Genomic DNA, 15231 nt, shown 5'->3' on the forward strand with positions numbered 1-15231 from the left:
GGAGCGCCTCCGCTTTCGTGCTATTTATGGCCTTGGCCCGACTCAAGCGCAAAAATCACAGCTCCAAGCTGTTCTAAATCGATCTCTTTCTTTTCAACCAATATGGCCCCGATGAATCTGTGGGTTCCCAGTTCCACCTCTTCCTCAACCTGCTCTTTCAAAGCGTCGGTGAGCTGTGCTTTCGTAATAAATCCTTTTTCAATGGCAATCATGCCAAAGCGCCTCTCCACAGGTGTAATTTTTTCCGACATATTCATGTTTTCCCCCCTCGCTTACGGGTTGACGATATGGGATCCTCATCGCGCCTGCAAGCTTTCAGATTCCTGCCTGATATATCCACCTTTAACGTTTTTTAGAGCAAAACGATATTCCCACTAGCGGAAACAGCTCCGATTTTCATTAAAGGGTAACTTTAATACAAGCACTTTTAGTGCCAGTATAGGTTCCGTTACTAAAAAACAGCCCAATAAAACAAATTAATTTATTATAAAATAACCAATTGATATCATGATAATATTTTGCAAAAAGACCGTTGGCACGAGAGATGTTTTTGAGCAATAGGGGATAAAAGCGGGGTAAAGGCGCTTCAATCAATAAAAAGGAGCAACATATTCTGTAGATTTTTTCTCTAGAAATATGTAGATCAATGCTGCTAAAAACCCTAACTTTATATAATCATTAATGATAATGCGCCAAAGCGCACCTATCGCTTAAGGACCTAAAACAACACTCTATTTTTAAGCGGCAGGCAGTCCGGAACGGATATGCAGATCGCGCTGGGGAAAGGGGATTTCAATGCCGGCCTTTTTCAGCGCTTCGAATATTTTGTAATAGAGTTCGCTGCGCAGCCGGTTTTCGCCGATTTTGCGCAGGTCCATCCAAACCAGCAGGTCGAAGTTGATGGAGCTGTCGCCGTAGGCGTCAAAAAAGACTTCCGGCTTGCGGCGGCGGTGGACGTTGCGGTTGGCCTTGGCGACTTCCAGCAGGATCTGCCGGACCTGTTCGGGATCGGCATCGTAGGATACGCCCACCGGAATGTGAACCCGGATCAGCGGCGACGAAAGGGTGTAATTGACGGTGGTTTGGGTCATAAAATCGGAGTTGGGGATCAGGTATTCGATGTTGTCACGGGTGCGCAATTTTGAAGCCCGCAGGTAAATGTCCGTGACCACGCCACGGGTGTCCCCCACCTGAATCCAGTCGTCTTTTCTGATCTTGCGGCCGAAAACGATGGAAAATCCGCTAATGATATTGGCAGCCATACTTTGCAGGCCGAGGCCGATACCGATGCCGGCTGCACCGGCAAAGACCATGAACGCACGCAGGTCGAACCCCACGAAATTAAACGCAAATACGATCCCCACTGCGAAGCCGAAATATTTGATAAAGGTGTTCAGGGCATAGGCCATGCCGGGCTCCACACCGATGCTGGGATACACCTTGTAGTCGAGGTAAGCCTGCAGCAGCCGGACCAGGTAGATAAAAGCGATCAGGATAATGGCGGCCTCGATGAGCAGCCAGACTGAAATCGGCGTCTGGCCCACATGCATCAGCGGAAAGGAGAGCACGCGCTGGAGGTAGCCCTGAAACCCCAGCAGCCGTAGCGTCACGTACAGGGCGCCGACCAAGGTTGCGTAAATCAGGATCATCCGGAATGACCGGTAAAGAAACTGCACCTGCTTTTCGGCGGGGTCTTTTTTGGCGATCCATACCCGAAGTCCCTTCTGGCTTAGATGGTAGACGCCTAGAATCAGGACCAAGACGCCGGTCAAGAGCCAGGTCCGGACCCAGAAGGTTTCGGCAAAGCGACGAAAGCCGAAACACCAGAGCAGGCCGGTGAGAAAGGTCAGGAGCATGACCGGCAGGTAAAACCGATCCAGCAGGTTGAGAAAGGTTTGATACCCCTTGTAGGGCAGCTGGGGCAGAAACGACAGCAGGGCTTTTTTCTGAAAAACGAGCAGCAGCAGAGCGCAGACGATAGACAGCGCGACGATAAAATAAAACAGCGCCTGGACGTCATCCCGGATCCGAAAAGCCTCGGCCCCCCACAGAAAAGCAATGCAACTCAGTGCATAGATTGTAACGAGGCGTGAAAACAGGAAAATGGTTTTGCCGTAATGCAGCTCGACCTTCAGAAGGTCCCGCAAGAGCAGTTCGCCAAGCAACCGCAACACAAGGGCCCCGATCAGCCACAGCAACAGAATCTGGCGGGTGAATACCAGCCAGACCGAGCGCTGGGGGATAAAGGCGATGATCATTGAAAACAGGCCCAGCAGTATCAGAGGCAGCAAGACGCCCACGATGACCCTGAAAGTGGATATGAGATAGGGAGTAACTGAAGGCGGCAGGCGTTCGGTCAGGGGTTGCACCTGTTTTTCCAGACGCGCCAGAATCCGATCCTGCCAGAAAAAGCTGTAGAAAACCGCGAGAATGAATGCGAGTAGCAATAGCGAACCCACGAAACCGATCAGGCGGCCTTGTTTTTTAACATATCCCCAGAACGAGGGCGCCTTGGCCGGCAGATCGACAAACCAGCCGGCCAGATCATCAATGGTCATTCGGTTCCAGCCCAGGGGCGTCCTTTCAAACAGCGAACGGGCCTGCTTTTGAATATCTTCCTTGACCTGGCCGACTTCCCGGGACATGGCGCTTCCCATGTCTTCAGGCAGTGAAATAGCGGGTGCATCCCCGGAGGATGCGATGTTTTCCTCTGCAGACGCTCCCTCGGAGTTTAGAATCAGGGATAACGTCAGGACTGTAAAAATAAAAATCGCTCGTTTAAAAATTTTTTTTCGTATCATCTCCTGCTCCCCGGGTAGGCTGAATTTCTCATAACAGTGGAATTATTTTGAATATAAACCGAGACGGCTGGATTGTCAAAAACAATGGGATTATACGGATAAGCCCCTGGCGCATTTTCCTTTTTACTGGATTGACCCCTTTTTGTTAAAATTACGCTACGGCAGGCTGAAAGAATCCGCCCGCCATGCCTAAAATAGATTTTTACAGGGCGGGTGGCACATCCGATCGATCCGGTTGATCCTGTCTGAGAAATATTATGTTTCTATCTTTGAGTCGGCGCCGTTCTTGTCACCCCCGCTTTTTTGTTATATACACCTGTCATGGCTGAAATCCGCAATGAATTTTCCTGGTCCAAATCCCGGGACGAGGTCTTTATGACCTGCCCGCGCCAGTACTATTTCAATTATTATGGATACTGGGGCGGCTGGAAGGCGACCGCGCCCCAGCGGACCTGGCAGATTTACATGTTGAAGAATCTCAAGAACCGGTTCATGTGGGCGGGCGACCTGGTGCATCAGTGCATCAAGCATACCCTGAAAAACCTGCAGCGGGACATATCGGTCCTGGGCGCGAAGGAGATTATCGCCATCACCATCGACCGGATGCGCGAAGAGTTCCGCTCCTCAAGAGAAAAACGGTACCGCACCCATCCGAAGACCTGCGCCTTGTTTGAGCATGAATACGAGTCCGGACTGGAAGATGCCGAGTGGAAGCGCATGGCGGAAAACGTGACCCAATGTCTCAAAAATTTCTACGGATCAAAGCTGTTCGGCGAATTAAAAAACCTGCCGCCTGAAAACTGGCTGGAGATCGAGGACTTTTCGTTCTTTTTTCTGAACGGCATCAAGATCTGGGCGGTGCTGGACTGCAGCTTTCGGAGCGATGGCGGCGTCACCATCGTGGATTGGAAAACCGGCCGGACGACCCGGGAGGATGTTTCCCTGCAGCTCTCCTGCTACGCCATGTACGCCCAGGAACACTGGAAGGTCAAACCGGATCAGATCCGGCTGATCGAATATAACCTTTTGTCCGACCAGAAAGCCGAATTTCAAATCGGCAAAGGAGAGATCCGGGACACCCGCTCCTATATCAAGGGGAGCGTGGCGGACATGCAGTCTCTGCTGGTGGATGTAAAAAACAACACCCCGAAAGATGAAGAATTTTTTAAAAAAGTCGATGATGACAAAATTCACGACCGCTGCAACTTTAAAAAGGTTTGTTTCACCTGAAATAACGTTGGGAGAAATAACAATACTCCCAGCATCCAAATAACTGATGAATGCTTGTGATCATAAAAACCTGGTGCTGCTGCCCGGACCGCAAAAACGATTGCGCTGCCGGCACTGCGACTTAACCATCAGCGCCGACGAACTGGGAGACGGCCATTGTCCGGAATGCTTTGAAAGATCCGGCTACAGGCGCAATGACTTTGAAGAGGTCTCTGCGGAAACCGTATCCATCAAATACCGCTGTGAAACCTGCGGCGCTGTCATCGGAAAATGAATCAAAACTTTACACCATTCACCAAGGCAGATCCTGTCATCGAGGTAAAATCGGTTTTTAAATCCTTTAAGACGGTCCAGGCTGTCAAGGGCGTTGATTTGCGTATCGACCAGGGCCAGTTTACGGCGCTGCTGGGCCCCAACGGCGCCGGCAAGACAACCCTGGTGGAAATGATCGAGGGCATTCAGACACCGGACAGCGGCGACATCCTGATTATGGGAGAAAAGTGGAAGGGCAACGAAGAGTCCCTTCACCGGATCATCGGCATCTCCCTGCAGGAAACCCACTTTATCAACAAATTAACCGTCTGGGAAACGCTGCGGCTCTTTGCCAGTTTTTATCAGCTAGACCGGCAGCGGGTTTCCGAAATCATCGAGACCATCGGCCTTGAAGAAAAATGGAAATCTTATGTGGGCAATCTCTCCGGCGGCCAGCGCCAACGCCTGGCCCTGGGAATCGCACTGCTTAACCGTCCCAAAATTCTGCTGCTGGATGAGCCCACCACCGGCCTGGATCCCAACGCCCGGCGGGAAATCTGGTCGATCCTGCTCAATCTAAAGGAAAGCTCGCAAACCTCGCTGATCCTCACCACCCATTACATGGAAGAGGCCGAACGCCTGTGTGACCATATCATTATCATCGATCATGGCTCTATTTTAAAGGAAGGCACCCTCAAAGAGCTGCTGGATAATGACCACGGCAAAAAAATCATTGAATTTACATTGGAGCCGAACTGTCCCGCTCACGATGAGTTGAATACAGACGCACCCTTTCCGATTCAGTGGAACGCCGGAAATGAGAAAGGTTTTATCACACTTACCCAAATGGAGTCGCAATTGCCGGAATTTTTGAGCTTTCTTAAATTGAAAAACCTGCGCCTTAAAAATTTGGAGTGCAGAAGAACAACACTGGACGATCTTTTTACGTCCATGACGGGCAGGCGCCTGCATGAATAAACTGATTCGACGGGAACAACTCTTTCACCTGGTCTCGGCCCATTTTAGGGAAGTTATCCGGGAACCCGAAGTCCTCTTCTGGGGCATTATCTTTCCGATGCTCATGTCCCTGGGCTTGGGGATCGCGTTTACCAAGAAGGCGGATATTGTCCGAAATGTGGCCCTGATCGATTCAGGCCGCATCAGCATATCCGCAACCCAACTGCCGGCCGGTATAGATTTATTTCTGCAGCAGAAAGCTGAAAGAATAAAAGCCGACGGGGATGAACCGGACCGCTATAAAATCATCATAAAGGACGCGCAGCTGGGCAATACCACCTTTCTTTTTCAGAAAACCGGCCGGGAAAAGGCCATGACGCTGATGAAACGCGGGAGTTTAAGCGTGGTGATCACCCAAACGGATAACCGACTCCAGTACCATTTTGATCCGTCAAACCCGGACGCCCAGCTCACCTATCTGAAACTTTCCAAGATCCTCGGCGGCAAAGAGGCGCCCCCCGGGGACGAGACAGCCGACATCAAAGCATTAACCGTCAGGGGGACCCGTTATATCGATTTTCTCGTTCCCGGACTCATCGCCATGGGAATCATGATGTCCTGCATGTGGGGCATCAGCTACGGGATGATCGAAAAAAGGTCCCAGAAGCTGCTGCGCAGAATGGTGGCGACCCCCATGCGTAAATCCCACCTGCTGATGGCCCTGATGATCGTTCGGATGGCAATGAACCTGATTGAATCTACCCTTCTCTGTATTTTTGCCTACCTGGTTTTCAGCACCAGCATCCAGGGAAGTCCGGCGGCGCTCTTTGCCGTTTTCCTCGCAGGCAATATCGCCTTTGCCGGCATTGCCATTTTCGTCTCCGCCCGGACGGAAAAGACCGAAACCGGCAACGGCCTCATTAACGTGGTGGTCATGCCCATGATGGTCCTTTCAGGAATCTTTTTCAGCTACCACAACTTTCCGGAATGGAGCCTCCCCTTCATCCAGAAATTGCCCCTGACCCTGCTGGCGGATGGGTTAAGGTCCGTTTTCATCGAAGGCGCCGGATTCTCTGAAATTTCAGTTCCTGCCGCTATCCTGACGGCCATCGGCGTTTTTTTCTTTGCCGTGGGGCTGAAGATTTTCAAATGGCACTAGAACCCATCTCAAAAACACATCTACCGCCCGATGGCTGCGTTATCTGCCGATTCTAAATACTCACATACTCCCGTGTATGCTCCGCTTTCTCATCGGCAGATGCCTTGCCATCGAACCCCATCTGTATTTTTGAGATGGGTTCTATCGCAAATAGGGAAATTCCTTTGGCGGAAGATCAGCCGCCCAGGTAGGCTTTTTTAACCTCGGGATCATTCAGCAGGGCTTCGGAGGGGCCTTCGGTCACGATATGGCCGTTCTCCAGCACATATCCGCGCCGGGCAAACTGCAGGGCCAGCCGGGCATTCTGCTCCACCAGCAGGATCGTGGTGCCTTCCTGGTTGATTTCTTTGAGGGCCTCGAACATGCTCATCATCAGCAGGGGCGCCAGGCCCATGGAGGGCTCGTCCAGCAGCATCACTTTCCGTCCGCTCATATACGCCCGGCCCACCGCCAGCATCTGCTGCTCGCCGCCGCTGAGGGTGCCGGCCTTCTGCTTCACGCGTTCCTGCAGGCGCGGGAAAATGGAAAACACCCGGTCGATGTCCTTGCCGATGCGGTCGGTGTCCTTTCTGGCAAAGGTCGCCAGCTTGAGGTTTTCCATAACCGTCAGATTATCAAACAGGCGCCGGCCCTCGGGTACGTGCGAGATGCCCAGCTTGCTGACGACTTCATCGGCCGCATACGATGCCAGATCGACGCCGTCATAAAACATGCGCGTACCCGCCTCCACCGGCACCAGCCGGGAGATGGCCCGCAGGGTCGTGCTCTTGCCGGCGCCGTTGGCGCCGATAATGCAGACGATCTCACCCCGGTCGATTTTGAAATTCAGGCCCTGCAGGGCCTTGATGTTGCCGTAGGAAACCCGCAGTTCTTCAACCGACAACAGCGTCAATGCACCACCTCCTTGCCCAGATACGCTTCGATCACCTTGGGGTTATTTTGAATTTCCGCCGGCGTTCCCTCGGCGATCACCTCGCCGAAAACCAGGGTCTGGATCTGCCCGCAAAGCTCCATCACCACTTTCATGCGATGCTCGATCATAAAAATGGCCAGTCCCAATTCCGCGTGGACCTGGCGGATGATCTTCATCATCTGTACCAGTTCCTCCGGGTTCATGCCGGCAGTGGGTTCATCCAGAAACAAAATCCGGGGTTCCGTTGCCAGGGCCCGGGCCATTTCCACCCGCCGCTGGGCGCCGTAAGGCAGGTTCGTCACAATTTGGTCGGAAAGATGGTCGACCCCCATCATCTTGAGAAGCTCAAGCGCCCTTTGCTCACCTTCGGCCTCTTCCCGGTGCCGGCGGGCCGTACCGAAAAATGCGCCCAGCAGGCCGTAACTCAGTTTGGCGTAACGGGCCATTTTGACATGTTCCAGAACGGTCATGTGGCGCCACAGGAGCATGTTCTGAAATGTCCGGCCGATGCCCAGCGAGGCGATCTGGTGAGGGGAGCGTCCGTTCAGCTTATGGCCGGCCAGATAAATTTCCCCTTCGCTGGGCTGGTAAATTCCGGTGATCAGGTTAAAAATGGTGGTTTTGCCGGCGCCGTTGGGACCGATCAACCCCCTGACCTGGCCGGGGGTGATGTCGAGGTTATAATCCGACACGGCCTTGAGCCCGCCAAAATAGTGCGTCACCTTCTCAACGCGCAGCAGCGACACGGGGCACCTCTTCTTTCGGTTGCAATTTCGGCTGTACCAGTTTAAAGGCATCAAACTCTTTAAAAGCGATCAGTCCGGTGGGTCGAAAAATCATGACCAGGATCAGCAGCAGGGGGATAATGATCCATTTGAATATTTCCAGCGGCCGCAGCGCTTCGCTGAGCAGATTAATGCCCACGGCACCCACGATGGACCCGTACACGGAATTGAGCCCCCCGAAATAGACCATCGCCAGGACCTCCGCCAGTTGCTGGATGCCGAACGTACTCGGATTGACATAGCGCAGGACATGGGCAAACAGTCCGCCGGCGACACCCGCCCAGAAGGCTGCGAACAGGAACGCCACGATTTTGGTGCGCCGGGTATCCACGGTCATGGCCTCCGCGGCCATCTCGTTGTCGCGGACCGCATTGAGCGCTTTTCCCAGGGTGGAACGCACAAAATTATTGATGATCCAGACGCAAAGAACGGTGACGGCAAACACCACCGGCAGGCTGGCCCAGTCCGGCTGGCTGCGCAGGCCGCGCGGTCCGCCCACCACCTCGAGATTTTCAATCAGGCTTTTGACGATAAACATAAACGCCAGGGAAATAATCGCCAGATAATCCCCGCGGGTGCGAAAGGACGGAATGGCCACCGCCAGGGCCCCCACCGCAGCCGCCAGCCCCCCCATGATGAGGGCAAGGGGAAAAAAGAACGGACCCCAGGCCGGCGGCAGGAGCGCCGGCCCGAAGAGACTGTCATCCACAAACAGCAGAACGGTGACGACCGAAGCCGTATATGCCCCCAGGGCCATGAACCCGGGATGGGAGCAGGAAAACTCGCCCATATACCCGTTGATGATGTTCAGGCTCAAGGTCAGCATCACCGCGATCAGGATGAGCTTGACAATCAGAACGCGATAATCGCTGATGCCCGCCCACAGATGCAGGATCACATAAAAAAGCGTTAGATGAACAAGCACCGCAAAAACGCTGGAGATGCCCAGCAGTTTTGCAGCCACCCGGTTCATGACCCCGGCGCTGAGCCGTCCCACAACCAGAACCGGAAGCGCATAGATCAGCGCCATATACAGAACGGTTGACGGTATCAGCAGCGGTTTTTTCAACATGATCACAAGACCGAAAAGCATCGGCACCTTGGGCATCCCCAGGACCCAGGCAAGCTGCAGGCCCACCAGGATCTCGAGCAAGACGGCCGCCAGAATGCCCGTAAACCAGCCGATCAGGGGGACGTGGCCGAACCAGCGAACGGCATGCTGCCGGATTCGATTGCCGACTGCTGCGGTTGATTTAACCTCTGATGCCATCTGTTTAAACCTTGTATTTTATCTTGCCCTTCTATAGCCTGAGCCGGGCGCTGTATGCTTCACCGAAAAATCCATGGGGCCGAAAGGCCAGAATCAGCAGGATAATGGAATAGGCAATAAAATCGCGCATGGTCGATGGGAAGATCATCGCCACGAAGATTTCGATAAAGCCCAGCAGAAATCCCGCCAGCGTCGCCCCGACAACGGAACCCCGGCCGCCCAGAATGGATGCGACAAAGGCCTTCCATCCGAAAACAATCCCCATATAGGGGTCCAGGACAGGATAGGCCACTCCGAAAAGAATCCCGGCTGCGGCCGCAAGGGCCGACCCCAGGCCGAAGGTCAGGGCGATCATCCGGTTCAGCGGCACCCCCATGAGGGGAACAACCGCGTAATCAAAGGCCATGGCCCGCATGGCCATACCCCACTTGGTCCGCTTGATAAACTGGTGCAACGCAGCTGCCAGCGCCAGCGAAACCCCCACAATCATGATTTTCTGGTTGGTCACATAGACGCTGCCCAGGTTGTAGGTGACGGTTTGAATCAAAGACGGAAATTTGACCCGCTGGGCGCCAAGCAGGATCAGATTGCCGGTTTCCAGAATAATGCCGATCATCAGACCGGTAATGGCCGCCGACGCCCGCGGGGCCTCACGCAGCGGCCGATAACCGACCCGCTCCACCAAGATGCCCACAAACGATGTGAGGAACATTGAAATAAGGATGGTCAGGACCAGGATCAACCAGCCGGGCAACGCCAGGGCGCCCATGGCGCTCAGCGCCACCAGACCTGCCGCTACCCCGTACCCGATGTAAGCGCCGACCATGAAGATGTCGCCGTGGGCAAAATTAAACAGCATCAGGATACTATAGACCATCGAGTACCCCAGTGCGATCAGGGCATAGAAACTGCCCCATTGCAGTGCATTAATCAGGTTCTGGATAAAAACGGTCATCAAAAAAAATCCTTGCGAATGAATTCCATCGATCGAAAAATCGTTCTGAAAACCACTTTAATACAGCTGAACCGCAACAGCCTGTCAGGATTTTTTATGGACAAACCGCCTTAAAGAATTCAAATTCGCCGGCGTCGTTGATTTTAACGATAACGGCACATTTGCTCGGATCGCCGCTTTCATTAAAGGTCATCGCGCCGGTGATGCCCTCAAAGTTCTTGATGGCCGCCATGGCATCGCGAACGGCCTTACGGTCCTTTTTAATGTCGCCGGTGAGCTTGCCGGCGCCTTCAATCGCCTTCTGGACAATGCGAATGGCATCCCAGGTCAAGGCGCCCACATCATCGGGAACGTAGCCGTGCTTCTGATTATATCGGTCGATGAACTCCTTGGTGGCCCCTTTGGCGCCGGCCGCGGCATAGTGCGTGCTGAAGAACAGGCCGAAGCAGTCCTTTCCGCAAAGTTTGACCGTTTCAGCCGACCCCCAGCTATCGCTGCCGACGATGGGTTTGTTCCAGCCCAGCTGATGAGCCTGCTGCACGATCAGCGCCACCTCATTGTAATACTGGGGCGTAAATAAAAATTCCGCGCCGGAGTTGCGGATTTTTGTCAACTGGGCGCTGAAGTCCGCGTCCTTGGTGGTAAAACTCTCATAGGCCACCACCGAGCCGGCCCCGTTGAGTTCCTCCCAGGCAGCCTTGAAAAATTCTGCCAGCCCTTTGGGATAGTCGCTGGCAACATCGTAAAGAACGGCCGCCTTGGTGAATTTGTATTCCTCCTTTACGAATTTGGCCACGACCGGCCCCTGGAACGGATCCAGGAAGCAGGCGCGGAATACATAGGGACGATCCTTGGTGGTGTTGGGGTTGGTGGACCAGGGCGTAATCATGGGGGTTTTGTAGTTGTTGGCGACTTCGCCGGCCGGTACCGCCTGCTTGGAGGATTGCGGTCCGACAATCGCCAAAACACCGTCTTCGGTGATCATCTTGGTGTTGGCCTTAACAGCCGATTCCGCCTTGGACTCATTGTCCTCAATGACCAGTTCGACCTTATACTTCTTGTCCCCGACCTGCAGCCCGCCGGCCGCATTGATATCTTCCAGCCACATCTGCGCGGCAAATTTCGTGCCCTCGCCGACCTTGGGGATATCGCCGGTAATCGGCGCATTGATGCCGATCTTTATGGTTTCCGGACCTTTCGGTCCGCAGGCCCAGAAAACAAGGCTCACCGCAACGCACGTGAAAATCGCCGTCAACAATAATTTTTTCTTCATGTGTACCTCCTTTTGTTAGTGTTCCCTTAAACACAAAAAAAATCGGTAGCTTGAATGCGTCCATACCATAGCCATCCGCTTTAATCAATATCAGCAATAAAAAGGCCTAAACACCCGTCCGATTATATATTATTGTATTTTATATCAACAAGTTATATGCAACGAAGGGCCTGCCACTGCCGCAGTGATTTTTCCTGTTCCGAAGTCGGTCTGGCGGCCGGGCGGACGCGCTGAACGGTTGCAAGGGCCGAGTCAACATCGATTCCCTGGCGACGGCACAACACCGCTGCCGCAAAGGTGGGCGCCCGGTTGATACCGGCCAGGCAGTGCAGCAGTACCGGCTGGCCCGCATCCAGACAGGAGCAAATCAGCGCGACCACGCGGTCAAAACCTATAAGGGGAATCCCGACCCAGTCCGGCATCGGAACCGGAACCAGGCGCACCCCCAACAACCGCCAGTCTTCGGTTTCTCCTTGCGCCGGTTCATGCAGGGCAATGATGACCTGAATTCCGAGATGTGCGATCGCCTGGCGCTGATGATCGTAGGGACGGGACCCCAGGGAAAACCCCGGCACTATCCAGACAATGTCCGGGGGTGATGAAGGCCGGTTAATGGCCAAAGCGTTTTCCTGTTGCGACAAGGATCACACCCTTTCTGGAACCGTTCACCAGGGCAATTCCTTTCCCTGATAATCAATGAATTTTCCGGTGTTTTCCAGCGTTGCGGCGGCAATGACCCCTTTGAGGCCCCGGGCACTGTCGACGGGTGATACCGGCGCTTGGGCACCCCCCATGTCCGTGCGGACCCAGCCGGGATGAAGAATAATAACGGTGATGCCGTCAACCCGGTATTCAGCCGCAAGCCCCTTCATGACCTGATTGACAGCCGCCTTGGATGACCGGTAAGCCGTTCGCCCGCCCGTATTGTCGGCGATGGAGCCCAGGTGGCTTGATATCGTGGCGAGCTTTTTTTCATTACCCGCCGCCAAATTGGCGCGAAAAGCCGTACTCACCCGGTAGGGTGCGATGGAATTAACCCGGAAAACCTTTTCCCATATATCATAGTCAACGCCTGTTTCATGGCCATCCGAGATGCCGGCGTTATTTATCAGAATATCGATGGGTGTTGAACCGAGCCCCTGTTTAAGTGCGGCAATCTCCGCCGGATCGGTCACGTCCATTTGGTGGATCGTGATCCGGCCGCCTGATTTTGCCGCCAGACTTTGAAGCCTGTCCGCGGATTGCGGATTTCGGCAGCAGCCAAAAATCCGGGCGCCGTCTGCGCTATATTCCCTGACGAATTCAAATCCGATGCCACGATTGGCTCCGGTAATTATGACGGATAACATAATCGCCGCTCCTTTATTTTATATAATATTCTTCCCTTGGTCGTCGGAAGAAAGGAGTTAAAACAGTTGATAAGATTTAAATACTTGGCGTAAGGCACATGGCGCAAGGCGCAAGGTATAAAACGCATTCATTTTTTCCCTGAGCCGTAAGCCTTTAGCCGGGTTCTTATTTCTTATAGCTTCCCAGCCTTATGGCCCGTTTGGAGGTGATCCATAATCAGTAATTGGGCCGCTGCCGGACGGATTGGATGGCTGCGCGCAGGGCGTCTCTGATGGTCGTGTCGTCCACCGGATCGTGCAATACGATACTCCCTTTCTGGACATAATGAGCCGGCAGCTTGTTTAAGGTCAGGGCATAAATATCTTCAATATCGAGGTCTTCGGGCGAATAGTCGGGGTGCTCCGAAAGGATTTCCCAAAGAAGTTTGATCACGCGCAGTTCATTACGATTTCGAATGTTATAAAGCGACGTATTTCCGAAGGTGTACAGTGCTTCAAGATTCATATCGCTTTTTCAACTCCTCTTTGCTACCCCCCGGTTCGGTCCGGCGCGCACATTGGGTTCGTCTTTTTTAGCAATTCGTAAGTATCCCCTACTTCAGCTGGTCTTCAATGGAGGAAACCGTCAGGACGATTATCTTTTTCAGGGTCTCCATCACATTTGTTCCTTTCAGGGCGCTGGCTTGAAACGAAGGCACTTTCAGCTGGGAATTAAGGTCTTTTTCAAGGGTTTCAACGGGCATGAGCGGGATGCCCTGTTCGGCCAGGTCCCTTTTGTTGTATTGCAACACGCAGGGGATTTTGAAGATGCTTTTTTTGTGCAACTTCAAGTTGTCCTGAAGGTTTTTGAGCGACTCAAAATTTTTCTTTCGCATCGCTTCAAGCGAATCTGCCACGAACACGACGCCGTCCACGCCCTTTAAAACCAATTGCCGGGTGGAATTATACATGGCCTGCCCGGGTACGGTATAGAGCTGCACTTTCACAGCATAGCCCGCAATTTTTCCCATATCAAAAGGAAGAAAATCAAAAAACAGAGTGCGGTCTCCCTGGGTTTTGATGGTAACCAGCTCCGTCAGTATATGTTCCTTAAACTTCCGAAAGACATGCTCCAGGTTGCTTGTCTTCCCGCCCCGCCCCGGGCCGTAATAAACGATTTTTATCTGAACTTCCTGCTTTTTAAAATTAACGAATGCCATCTGTAATCAGGCCCCCAAGATCTTTTCGATCTTTTCGATTGCCTCGGCGACTCTCAGGCGTATAAACCCCAGGGACAAATCATGGCCGAATATGGTGATCAGCAAAAAATCCGCTAAAATCTTGCTGAAATATATATTTTCTTTTTTACCTTTATGAAACAGTAACAGAATCTCTTCCTCGCCGATCATTTGCGCCATGGTGCTCACAGCGCCAAAATTGCCTGCAGCCAGGGCCGCCAGGGAATACACATCGAACTTTGCCTTGCCATTATCAAGATCGGCAATAATGTTGCCCGCCATGTCCAGCAGAACGACACAATGAACACCCAGGTCCATGAGATCCGTTTGCAGAATATGATCTATTTTATCCAGCTGCTCGGAACCCAATGCATGATCCAATTATGTTACTCCTTTCAAATGGTTGCCGCGATTAAGCGTTTGAATTGTCTCTAAAATCAATAATTTTTAGACTATAATCAATTTTCCGATGCGATGCAATAAAAATTGGTTCCTATCCTTCGGGGGGTCACGGGCTATCGGATACCCGGGTGTTTGCGGATCTCCCTGTCGACGACATCGGCATCCGGGCAATTATATCGTACGATGTTTCGCAAATGAAAGAGGCTGTCCGGATCAATCCGGGTAAACTGGACAGCCACCGTTCCGGGGGTACTGCGTTTGATTTTACCGGCGATGTCAACGCTTATTTCGCTTTCGGCCGCGTTCAGTAAAATACGCACATGACAACCGGTTCCCACCTCAAAATCCGCTGTGACCGGCAGCCGGCAGCCCCCCATGCCGAGATTCAATATTTCCTCGACACGATAGGACGTATCCCCGACCGTCAATTCGGCGTCGACTTTAACGGGAATGCGGCTGAATTTTCTTTTGTTTTTCGGCAAGAATAACCTCTCGCTTCTTCACGCCCTTTTTTTAATCAGGCTTCAATGCCCTTTCGGCGAAAATGGATACATAGTATAATTCCACTGTTGCGTCAAGGTGGCCGCTGATCCTAAATCCACCGCCTAATATTAAGCGCGGACGTATTTTAGATTGGCGGAGACTTTTTTAACAAAAATTTCACTCCG

17 protein-coding genes are annotated in these 15231 nt (G+C 52.7%); 4 read left to right on the forward strand and 13 right to left on the reverse strand.

Annotated elements, in window-relative coordinates; translation table 11 throughout:
* Nucleotides 1–20: 20 nt before the first annotated feature.
* Nucleotides 21–257, reverse strand: a complete 237-nt coding sequence (locus tag P1P89_18720; GenBank protein MDF1593546.1) for a hypothetical protein — start codon at nucleotides 255–257, stop codon at nucleotides 21–23.
* A 480-nt stretch (nucleotides 258–737) separates the two neighbouring features.
* Complete coding sequence (locus P1P89_18725; protein MDF1593547.1) at nucleotides 738–2801, reverse strand: mechanosensitive ion channel; 2064 nt, start codon at nucleotides 2799–2801, stop codon at nucleotides 738–740.
* 321 nt (nucleotides 2802–3122) lie between these two features.
* Here P1P89_18725 and P1P89_18730 point away from each other — a divergent pair, with 321 nt between their 5' ends.
* From P1P89_18730 to P1P89_18745, 4 genes are read left to right on the forward strand one after another with little or no spacing between them, the layout of a single operon-like run.
* Complete coding sequence (locus tag P1P89_18730) at nucleotides 3123–4031, forward strand: PD-(D/E)XK nuclease family protein (GenBank protein ID MDF1593548.1); 909 nt, start codon at nucleotides 3123–3125, stop codon at nucleotides 4029–4031.
* 46 nt (nucleotides 4032–4077) lie between these two features.
* Nucleotides 4078–4305, forward strand: coding sequence for a hypothetical protein (locus tag P1P89_18735; GenBank protein MDF1593549.1), 228 nt, complete (start codon nucleotides 4078–4080; stop codon nucleotides 4303–4305).
* Entirely contained in the window at nucleotides 4302–5261 is a 960-nt protein-coding gene (locus tag P1P89_18740; GenBank protein ID MDF1593550.1) for an ABC transporter ATP-binding protein, read from the forward strand. The genes P1P89_18735 and P1P89_18740 overlap by 4 nt, the downstream gene beginning before the upstream one ends.
* Nucleotides 5254–6399, forward strand: a complete 1146-nt coding sequence (locus P1P89_18745; GenBank protein ID MDF1593551.1) for an ABC transporter permease — start codon at nucleotides 5254–5256, stop codon at nucleotides 6397–6399. Before P1P89_18740 ends, P1P89_18745 begins: the two co-directional genes overlap by 8 nt.
* A 175-nt stretch (nucleotides 6400–6574) precedes the next feature.
* Here the strand turns inward: P1P89_18745 and P1P89_18750 are convergent, their stop codons facing one another.
* The 11 genes from P1P89_18750 to P1P89_18800 all read right to left on the reverse strand — a co-directional run bounded on the left by P1P89_18750 (nucleotide 6575) and on the right by P1P89_18800 (nucleotide 15045).
* Nucleotides 6575–7291: an ABC transporter ATP-binding protein gene (locus P1P89_18750; protein MDF1593552.1), complete on the reverse strand. Its 717-nt coding sequence runs from the start codon at nucleotides 7289–7291 to the stop codon at nucleotides 6575–6577.
* Entirely contained in the window at nucleotides 7288–8058 is a 771-nt protein-coding gene (locus P1P89_18755; GenBank protein ID MDF1593553.1) for an ABC transporter ATP-binding protein, read from the reverse strand. Before P1P89_18755 ends, P1P89_18750 begins: the two co-directional genes overlap by 4 nt.
* Complete coding sequence (locus tag P1P89_18760) at nucleotides 8039–9367, reverse strand: branched-chain amino acid ABC transporter permease (GenBank protein MDF1593554.1); 1329 nt, start codon at nucleotides 9365–9367, stop codon at nucleotides 8039–8041. The genes P1P89_18755 and P1P89_18760 overlap by 20 nt, the downstream gene beginning before the upstream one ends.
* 31 nt (nucleotides 9368–9398) lie before the next feature.
* Nucleotides 9399–10322, reverse strand: a complete 924-nt coding sequence (locus P1P89_18765; protein ID MDF1593555.1) for a branched-chain amino acid ABC transporter permease — start codon at nucleotides 10320–10322, stop codon at nucleotides 9399–9401.
* A gap of 94 nt (nucleotides 10323–10416) precedes the next feature.
* Complete coding sequence (locus tag P1P89_18770) at nucleotides 10417–11595, reverse strand: ABC transporter substrate-binding protein (protein ID MDF1593556.1); 1179 nt, start codon at nucleotides 11593–11595, stop codon at nucleotides 10417–10419.
* A gap of 152 nt (nucleotides 11596–11747) precedes the next feature.
* On the reverse strand, nucleotides 11748–12215 hold the full coding sequence (locus P1P89_18775) for a dual specificity protein phosphatase (protein ID MDF1593557.1): 468 nt from the start codon (nucleotides 12213–12215) through the stop codon (nucleotides 11748–11750).
* 45 nt (nucleotides 12216–12260) lie between these two features.
* On the reverse strand, nucleotides 12261–12944 hold the full coding sequence (locus P1P89_18780) for an SDR family oxidoreductase (GenBank protein MDF1593558.1): 684 nt from the start codon (nucleotides 12942–12944) through the stop codon (nucleotides 12261–12263).
* 217 nt (nucleotides 12945–13161) lie between these two features.
* Entirely contained in the window at nucleotides 13162–13449 is a 288-nt protein-coding gene (locus tag P1P89_18785; protein MDF1593559.1) for a late competence development ComFB family protein, read from the reverse strand.
* Between the two features lie 88 nt (nucleotides 13450–13537).
* Complete coding sequence (locus P1P89_18790) at nucleotides 13538–14143, reverse strand: GTPase domain-containing protein (protein ID MDF1593560.1); 606 nt, start codon at nucleotides 14141–14143, stop codon at nucleotides 13538–13540.
* Between the two features lie 6 nt (nucleotides 14144–14149).
* Nucleotides 14150–14542 carry a roadblock/LC7 domain-containing protein gene (locus tag P1P89_18795; GenBank protein ID MDF1593561.1) on the reverse strand — a complete coding sequence of 131 codons (393 nt, stop codon included), beginning with the start codon at nucleotides 14540–14542 and terminating at the stop codon, nucleotides 14150–14152.
* A gap of 134 nt (nucleotides 14543–14676) precedes the next feature.
* Entirely contained in the window at nucleotides 14677–15045 is a 369-nt protein-coding gene (locus P1P89_18800) for a PilZ domain-containing protein (protein MDF1593562.1), read from the reverse strand.
* Nucleotides 15046–15231: the final 186 nt, after the last annotated feature.

The sequence above is a fragment of the Desulfobacterales bacterium genome, assembly GCA_029211065.1.
Taxonomy (GTDB): Bacteria; Desulfobacterota; Desulfobacteria; order Desulfobacterales; family JARGFK01; genus JARGFK01.

Excerpts from the sequence above, each read along its gene's own strand:
- P1P89_18730 (MDF1593548.1), top strand. The coding sequence starts at position 3,123 with ATGGCTGAAATCCGCAATGAATTTTCCTGGTCCAAATCCCGGGACGAG.
- P1P89_18720 (MDF1593546.1), bottom strand. The coding sequence starts at position 257 with ATGAATATGTCGGAAAAAATTACACCTGTGGAGAGGCGCTTTGGCATG.
- P1P89_18780 (MDF1593558.1), bottom strand. The coding sequence starts at position 12,944 with ATGTTATCCGTCATAATTACCGGAGCCAATCGTGGCATCGGATTTGAA.
- P1P89_18770 (MDF1593556.1), bottom strand. The coding sequence starts at position 11,595 with ATGAAGAAAAAATTATTGTTGACGGCGATTTTCACGTGCGTTGCGGTG.
- P1P89_18725 (MDF1593547.1), bottom strand. The coding sequence starts at position 2,801 with ATGATACGAAAAAAAATTTTTAAACGAGCGATTTTTATTTTTACAGTC.
- P1P89_18760 (MDF1593554.1), bottom strand. The coding sequence starts at position 9,367 with ATGGCATCAGAGGTTAAATCAACCGCAGCAGTCGGCAATCGAATCCGG.
- P1P89_18740 (MDF1593550.1), top strand. The coding sequence starts at position 4,302 with ATGAATCAAAACTTTACACCATTCACCAAGGCAGATCCTGTCATCGAG.
- P1P89_18735 (MDF1593549.1), top strand. The coding sequence starts at position 4,078 with ATGAATGCTTGTGATCATAAAAACCTGGTGCTGCTGCCCGGACCGCAA.
- P1P89_18790 (MDF1593560.1), bottom strand. The coding sequence starts at position 14,143 with ATGGCATTCGTTAATTTTAAAAAGCAGGAAGTTCAGATAAAAATCGTT.
- P1P89_18785 (MDF1593559.1), bottom strand. The coding sequence starts at position 13,449 with ATGAATCTTGAAGCACTGTACACCTTCGGAAATACGTCGCTTTATAAC.
- P1P89_18765 (MDF1593555.1), bottom strand. The coding sequence starts at position 10,322 with ATGACCGTTTTTATCCAGAACCTGATTAATGCACTGCAATGGGGCAGT.
- P1P89_18745 (MDF1593551.1), top strand. The coding sequence starts at position 5,254 with ATGAATAAACTGATTCGACGGGAACAACTCTTTCACCTGGTCTCGGCC.